Origin of the sequence: Pseudomonas sp. SJZ077 (assembly GCF_007993905.1) — a bacterium.
GTDB lineage: Bacteria > Pseudomonadota > Gammaproteobacteria > Pseudomonadales > Pseudomonadaceae > Aquipseudomonas > Aquipseudomonas mandelii.
Window position 1 is genome coordinate 1 of sequence record NZ_VIUJ01000041.1, and the last position, 6,627, is coordinate 6,627.

The following is a 6,627-nucleotide window of genomic DNA, read 5'->3' on the forward strand; positions in this document are numbered from 1 at the left end:
ATAGCGCAGCTTGTCGTTGGTGAATGACATGATTTCGCGGCCCGTTTCATAATCACGAAACAGGGAACGACCGCTCAAGGCTGAGGGGACAGGTAGGGCGAAGTAGTCGAGTATCGAGGCACTCAGATCGACATGCCCGTAGACGCCAGCCTTCACCCTGGGCAACTGATCCTGCTCGGGCGCTAGCATTAGGTTGAAGCCCCATGAGGAAGCCAGGCGCACACCATCTATGCCGTGGGACTCGTCCGAGGTGATTACCACCAGGGTGCCTTTCAAGTCAAGCGATGGGAAGACTGATCGGGTTATTCAAAAACGGCATGGGGCATGGAAGCGATGGGCGGCATGGATATTGTTTCGCATGCCGATAGGTTCTGGTCTAAAACCCCATTCCAGAGCACTGAATGAAAAGTATTAATGCTTGGTTATGGCCTTGAACATTAACTGTTTCAGGCTGTTTAACGCCGCCATGTTCGTGTAGGCCAGATGTTAATATATTACCTTTTTAAGTGATCCCAAGGACGTTGATGACCAAGCATCAAGCTAAAGCCGAAACCCCTAGAGCAGCCGCGATTCTGGCTCGCTTCCTGTCGTCGGAATCCGCTGGCGGTCTCATGTTGATGGGTGCCGCTCTGGCCGCTCTGATTGTTGCTAACTCGCCTCTATCCCAGAGTTACTTTGCAACCTTGCACAGCGTTTGGATGGGCATGTCTGTCGAGCATTGGGTGAATGATGGTCTGATGGCGATCTTCTTCCTGATGGTCGGGCTCGAAATCAAACGAGAGGTGCTGGCCGGTGGGCTTTCCACTTGGGGGCAGCGCGCCTTACCTGGATTTGGTGCTTTGGGCGGCATGGTTGTTCCAGCGCTGATCTACATCGCAATAAACTGGGGTAATCCTGAGACCTTGGGGGGATGGGCGATCCCGGCCGCTACTGACATCGCATTCGCTTTAGGTGTTTTGTCGTTACTGGGCAAGCGAGTCCCGACTTCGCTGAAAGTGTTTCTGGCTGCCTTAGCGATCATTGACGATCTGGGCGCGGTGGTGATCATCGCCTTTTTCTATACGTCGGGCCTTTCCATGCCGATGTTACTGGCCTCGCTTGCGACCCTCGTCATTCTGATCGCAATGAATCGATTGGGCGTAAGGCGATTGTTCCCGTATCTCCTGATCGGTGGTGTGCTGTGGTTCTTCGTGCTGCAATCGGGTGTACATGCCACGCTGGCGGGTGTCGCTGTGGCGCTGTGCATCCCCATGGGCAAGCCAGAAGAGGAAGCCCGGTCTCCGCTGCTTTTCCTGGAAGAGAAGCTGCACATGTGGGTAGCGTTCGCTGTGGTGCCGATTTTTGGTTTCGCCAACGCAGGTGTTTCATTGGCCGGTATTTCGATGGAGAACCTCGTCGATCCGGTTCCGCTGGGTGTAGCTCTGGGGCTGTTGGTGGGCAAACAGGTCGGTATTTTCCTATTGGCTGCTCTGGCCATTCGTATGGGCCTGGCCAAGCTGCCGGAAGGGAGTACCTGGATTCAACTCTATGGCGTAGCACTGTTGTGCGGCATTGGTTTCACTATGAGCCTATTCATTGGCAATCTGGCGTTCGCCGGATCAGCTCTTTTGATTGATGAGGTCAAGGTCGGTGTATTGATCGGATCGATTCTGGCAGCGTTGGGCGGCGTTATAGTCCTTCGCCGCAGCAGCGTCCTAACGAGTGCTGCCGTAGCCAAATAATCTCTCTTGATACGACCACAGTATTTCTCGAAGCCTAGAAATACTGTGGTTTAGAAACCTGCGTCAGCGAAGCAACAAGACAGGCATGCTAGCTATTGGAAGCACTGTCTTAGTCGTGTTATCCACCAGGAACTGTTGGATGCCCATAAAAGCCCGGCCAAGTGCCGGTTTTTTTATTCGCCAGCTAGATGTTTCTCAATGAAATGCGAGGAATTTTTTGAGCTCATGAAGGCGAGCTAGGTTCTGCCACTTAACAACCGATCCTTGTTTGACTGATTGCCCGTAGAAATTTTACGCAAAATTTACGGAGCTTTAAAATTGAGCATTCGATACTACGCGGCGCTAATTTAGCAGGCTACTTTCTATGTCCCTCGCAGCAATGCGGCTCATCGGCTTCATCCTAGGCATTTTTCTGATCACGCTGGCCGTAAGCATGGTTATTCCCATGATTACGCTGGTCGCCTATGAGCGTAGCGACGATCTGTCGGCCTTTCTCTGGTCGAGTTTGATTACCTTAATCAGCGGTCTTCTTTTGATCGTGCGTGGGCGCCCTGATACTGGCCAGCTCCGTCCGAGGGATATGTACCTGTTGACGACTGGCAGTTGGGTGGTGGTGTGTACCTTCGCGGCGTTGCCAATGGTGTTCATCAGTCACATCAGTTACACCGACGCTTTCTTCGAAACGATGTCCGGCATCACAACCACGGGCTCAACTGTCCTGAGTGGTTTGGATACCGCTTCACCAGGATTGTTAATCTGGCGCTCGATGCTGCACTGGCTGGGTGGTATCGGCTTCATCGGCATGGCTGTAGCGATCCTTCCACTGTTGCGAGTGGGTGGCATGCGTCTTTTCCAGACAGAGTCCTCAGACTGGTCGGAGAAAGTGACGCCACGTTCCCATGTGGCCGCCAAATACATCCTCTTTCTCTATCTGGTACTCACTGGCGCCGGAGCACTAGCTCTCTGGATCGCTGGGATGACGCCGTTTGAAGCGGTCAACCACGCCATGTCCTTGATCTCAACTGGCGGATTCTCTACTTCGGACGCCTCACTGGGGCATTGGACGCAGCCAGCGATTCACTGGGTAGCGGTGGGCATCATGATTCTGGGTAGTCTGCCGTTTACCTTGTACGTCGCGACATTGCGCGGCCATCGGCGTGCGCTGCTGAAGGATCACCAGGTACGCGGATTTCTTGGATTCTTGATTGTCACCTGGCTGGCTGTGGCGACATGGCTATACTTTCACAGCGACTACGTTTGGTGGGATGCATTTCGTATTGTGGCGGTCAACGTGACCTCGGTCGTCACGACTACCGGAGTTGCAGTTGGTGATTACACACTATGGGGTAGTTTTGCCGTTCTGTTGTTCTTCTATCTGACGTTTGTCGGTGGATGCTCAGGCTCCACGGCTGGCGGACTGAAAATCTTCCGCTTCCAAGTTGCTGCCGCCCTACTCGTGAGTAGTTTGAAGCAGTTGATCCATCCTCGAGCCGTGATTCAGAAGAAGTACAACGGTCATCCGATTGACGAGGAGATCTTGCGCTCACTTTTAACCTTCTCGTTTTTCTTCACCATCACCATTGCCATAATCGCCTTAGGGCTGGCTCTGATCGGGCTGGACTGGACGACTGCTTTAAGTGGCGCCGCTACTGCAGTATGCAACGTTGGACCAGGCCTGGGCACGATCATCGGGCCTGCCGGTAACTTCTCATCACTACCTGATGCAGCAAAATGGTTACTGACCATCGGCATGTTACTGGGGCGGTTGGAAATCCTGACTGTGCTGGTACTTATTACGCCGGTCTTTTGGAGGTATTAGCCTACCTATCGTGATTTTGAGACCGGGAAAGTCTCCCATGTGGTGTGGGTGACGAAAATCTAATCATCGCTTAGCATGAGGAATGTGCATTCCGCGCAGCCCAAAACCTTAAGTAAAGTTTCCCACGTCTCGTTTGGCTCAACATGGATGGCTGAATGTAGTTAGAAATCTTGTACGTAATAAGGTATTGCCTCTAGAAACACTATCTTACAATTAATGTTTGAGACGATTGCGCTAAGGGTTAGCGGTTTTAAGAGTCATCTATACCGATTGAACAATCTCATCATCGATCGCACCATCAGCAGGGCATCTATTTAGCTCATGCTCATCGATGCTGAATAAGAGGGTATATAAGTTGGCCTACCTGAATACTTGGTAATCGAGGGGTCATATGCGTGTCTTCATAGACCGCCTAAGGGTCAGCTGAAGTCAGCAGCCCGGGTCAAAACCACATCAGCTCCAACAGCCGGCTGCGATGGTGGCGTTTTTTCCGTTCAATGATCCGCTTCTCCCTTGATGGCCAGAACGCTGCAGGGCACCTGATACAGAACATGCTCCGTGGTACTGCCAATCAGCTTGTCCACCCCTTTGTGATGGGTATTTCCCATTACGAAGACATCGGCTCGAGTATGAGTGGCAAACTCGGCCATCGCTTTGGTTGGCGGCCCTGCAATGAAGTGTTGTCGCTCAGGTGGCACGCAGTGGCGTCCAGCCAAGGCAATGAAGCACTTTTCAAGTGACCGGCGCACGTCGTTGCTGAAGCCTGGCATCGTCACGGCGCCAGCACCTGCATCAGAGAAATGTGTGTGTGTCAGTTCGTAGGCATACAGCATGTGCAATTCAGCATCACATTGCGTCGCCAGTTCGTTCGCCGCCTGAATGACGCTGTCGTTGATTCCGCTGATCTGACCCTCTGGATGCGATGGATCAACCGCCGCCACAATCACCCGAGGAAGCGGACACCTGACTTCGCTGACCAGATGTATGGGGGTCGGACATTCGCGCAACAATTGCCAATCCAAAGGCGTGACGAATAAGCGTTTGAGCGCTGATTCATGATGTACGCCCTTGATAATCAGGTCCGGCTGCATTTCAGCCACATGCTCAAGGATCGCTTGCAGCGGGTCGCGGGTCAAAGCAACTTCGGTGGTCACATTGATGCCCTTCCTGCGCATGAGTTTGGCCTCATCCGTCAACCACTGCAGGTTCTCCTGCCGGCAACTCTCACGAAGTTGTTCGCTGTTGCTCATTAACCGCATAAGGTCGAAGTCTTCGATGAACACAGCGATATGCAGCGCTGCGCCTGTAGCGTCAGCCAGTGCGATTGCCCGTTCCATCGCCGGCGAGTGACGCATGGTGGGACCTGCGATCAGAAAGAGTCGTTGATACAGCCTCATGTGACACCTCCAACGTTCCGGGTTATCCGCTAGCGCCCCCAGCACTCTCGCTTGTCCCACCATTGGCGATCTTTGATCGCCTCAACTATCTGGATCGACACTATCAATATACGCCTGCATCACCGGCTTACCAGTTGCCATGACTGTCGAAGGGGGTAGCAGACCTTTTCATCACGATCAAGCAGGAGACGGGACTGCAGGAAACGCGTGCCACGCCACCCGCCTTGACCACGGGGCATAACCAATGCGGTTGCTGGTAGTTGAGCACTTGAATCAATACTTCGTAAAAATCGAACTATCCCCAACGAATAAACGATTTTTGTTGTGGTAACAGGCTCGCTAGCATGACTCCTCCAGCCTATTGCTGCTTCATGCGGAGACAGTAAATGACCGCCATCAGCGTCGGCCAATCCTGGATGTGGGCCGCCTTCATCGTGTTCGTCCTTGCCATGCTGGCGCTCGATCTGTTCGTTTTCGGCGGGCGCAAGGCGCATCGTGTTTCGGTCCGCGAAGCGCTAGCCTGGGTCATCGCCTGGGCCAGCCTGGCACTGGTCTTCGCCGCTCTGCTCTGGTGGTATCTGCACAGCCATGTCGGTGCCGAAGTCGCCCAGCGTACAACGCTCGAATTTCTCACCGGCTACCTGATCGAGCAGTCGCTGTCGATCGACAACATGTTCGTTTTCGTCATGATCTTCGGCTACTTCGCCGTGCCGCCAGAGTTGCAGCGCCGAGTCCTGCTCTATGGCGTGCTTGGCGCCATCGTCATGCGTGCCGGTATGATTTTCGCCGGTGTCTGGCTGGTGCAGGAGTTTGCCTGGCTGCTCTATGTCTTCGGTGCTTTCCTCGTCATCACCGGCATCAAGATGCTGATCTTTGCCAACCAGCAACCAGACCTCGAAAAGAACCCTTTGCTGCGCTGGCTGCGTAGCCATCTTCGCATCACCGATAGCTTTCACGGCGAGCGCTTCTTCGTGCGCCAGAACGGCCTGCGCTGGGCGACGCCGATGTTCCTGGTGCTGGTACTGATCGAGGCCAGCGACCTGGTGTTCGCGGTGGATAGCATCCCGGCTATCTTCGCCGTCACCACCGACCCCTTCATCGTGTTCACCTCCAACATCTTCGCCATCATGGGCCTGCGCGCACTGTATTTTCTGCTTGCCGACATGGCCGACCGCTTTCACTTGCTCAAATATGGCCTGGCCATCGTACTGGTGTTCATCGGCGGCAAGATGCTGGTCGCGCCGTGGTGGCACGTGCCGATTCAATGGTCGCTGACCACAGTCGGCGGCATCATCTTGGTTTCCGTCCTGTTGAGCCTGACTTTAACGAAGAGCAAAACACGGGTTATGGGAGAGCAATGATGAATCAGAGATGTTGGCACTGATGCGGTTTTGACCCAGGCTACTGGAAATCAATGACCTACCCGAATACTTGGTAATCGATGGTCTTATGCGTGTCTTCACAAACCGCCTCGTCACGGATCTAGTGAATGACCGTTTTAGGCGATTTCAGCCAGTCGTAACCGGCTGAAAACGGCCAAAAGCAATGGGATGGACTCCTCCTCACCTCGGCATCTTGAGTGCCAGACTGAAGGCACGAACCGCAGTCAACCGTGAGAAGGAGTCCACACATGAAGCTTATGCGCATTGGGGTCGACTTGGCCAAGAACGTGTTTCAGATCCACGGCGTG

4 protein-coding genes and 1 pseudogene are annotated in these 6,627 nt (G+C 53.7%); 3 read left to right on the forward strand and 2 right to left on the reverse strand.

Annotation, left to right across the window (positions count from 1 at the left end):
- A pseudogene (locus tag FBY01_RS31700) lies at positions 1-276 on the reverse strand (LTA synthase family protein); the annotation flags it as partial.
- A gap of 248 nt (positions 277-524) precedes the next feature.
- Between FBY01_RS31700 and nhaA the strand changes: the two are divergent.
- Entirely contained in the window at positions 525-1,721 is a 1,197-nt protein-coding gene (gene nhaA, locus FBY01_RS31370; RefSeq protein ID WP_145311107.1) for a Na+/H+ antiporter NhaA, read from the forward strand.
- A gap of 364 nt (positions 1,722-2,085) precedes the next feature.
- Positions 2,086-3,540, forward strand: a complete 1,455-nt coding sequence (locus tag FBY01_RS31375) for a TrkH family potassium uptake protein (protein ID WP_145311105.1) — start codon at positions 2,086-2,088, stop codon at positions 3,538-3,540.
- 494 nt (positions 3,541-4,034) lie between these two features.
- On the opposite strand, the gene FBY01_RS31380 is transcribed toward FBY01_RS31375, so the two are convergent.
- Entirely contained in the window at positions 4,035-4,937 is a 903-nt protein-coding gene (locus FBY01_RS31380) for a universal stress protein (protein ID WP_145311102.1), read from the reverse strand.
- Positions 4,938-5,323: 386 nt separating this feature from the next.
- Here FBY01_RS31380 and FBY01_RS31385 point away from each other — a divergent pair, with 386 nt between their 5' ends.
- Positions 5,324-6,298, forward strand: a complete 975-nt coding sequence (locus FBY01_RS31385) for a TerC family protein (protein WP_145311100.1) — start codon at positions 5,324-5,326, stop codon at positions 6,296-6,298.
- The last annotated feature ends 329 nt before the right edge of the window (positions 6,299-6,627 follow it).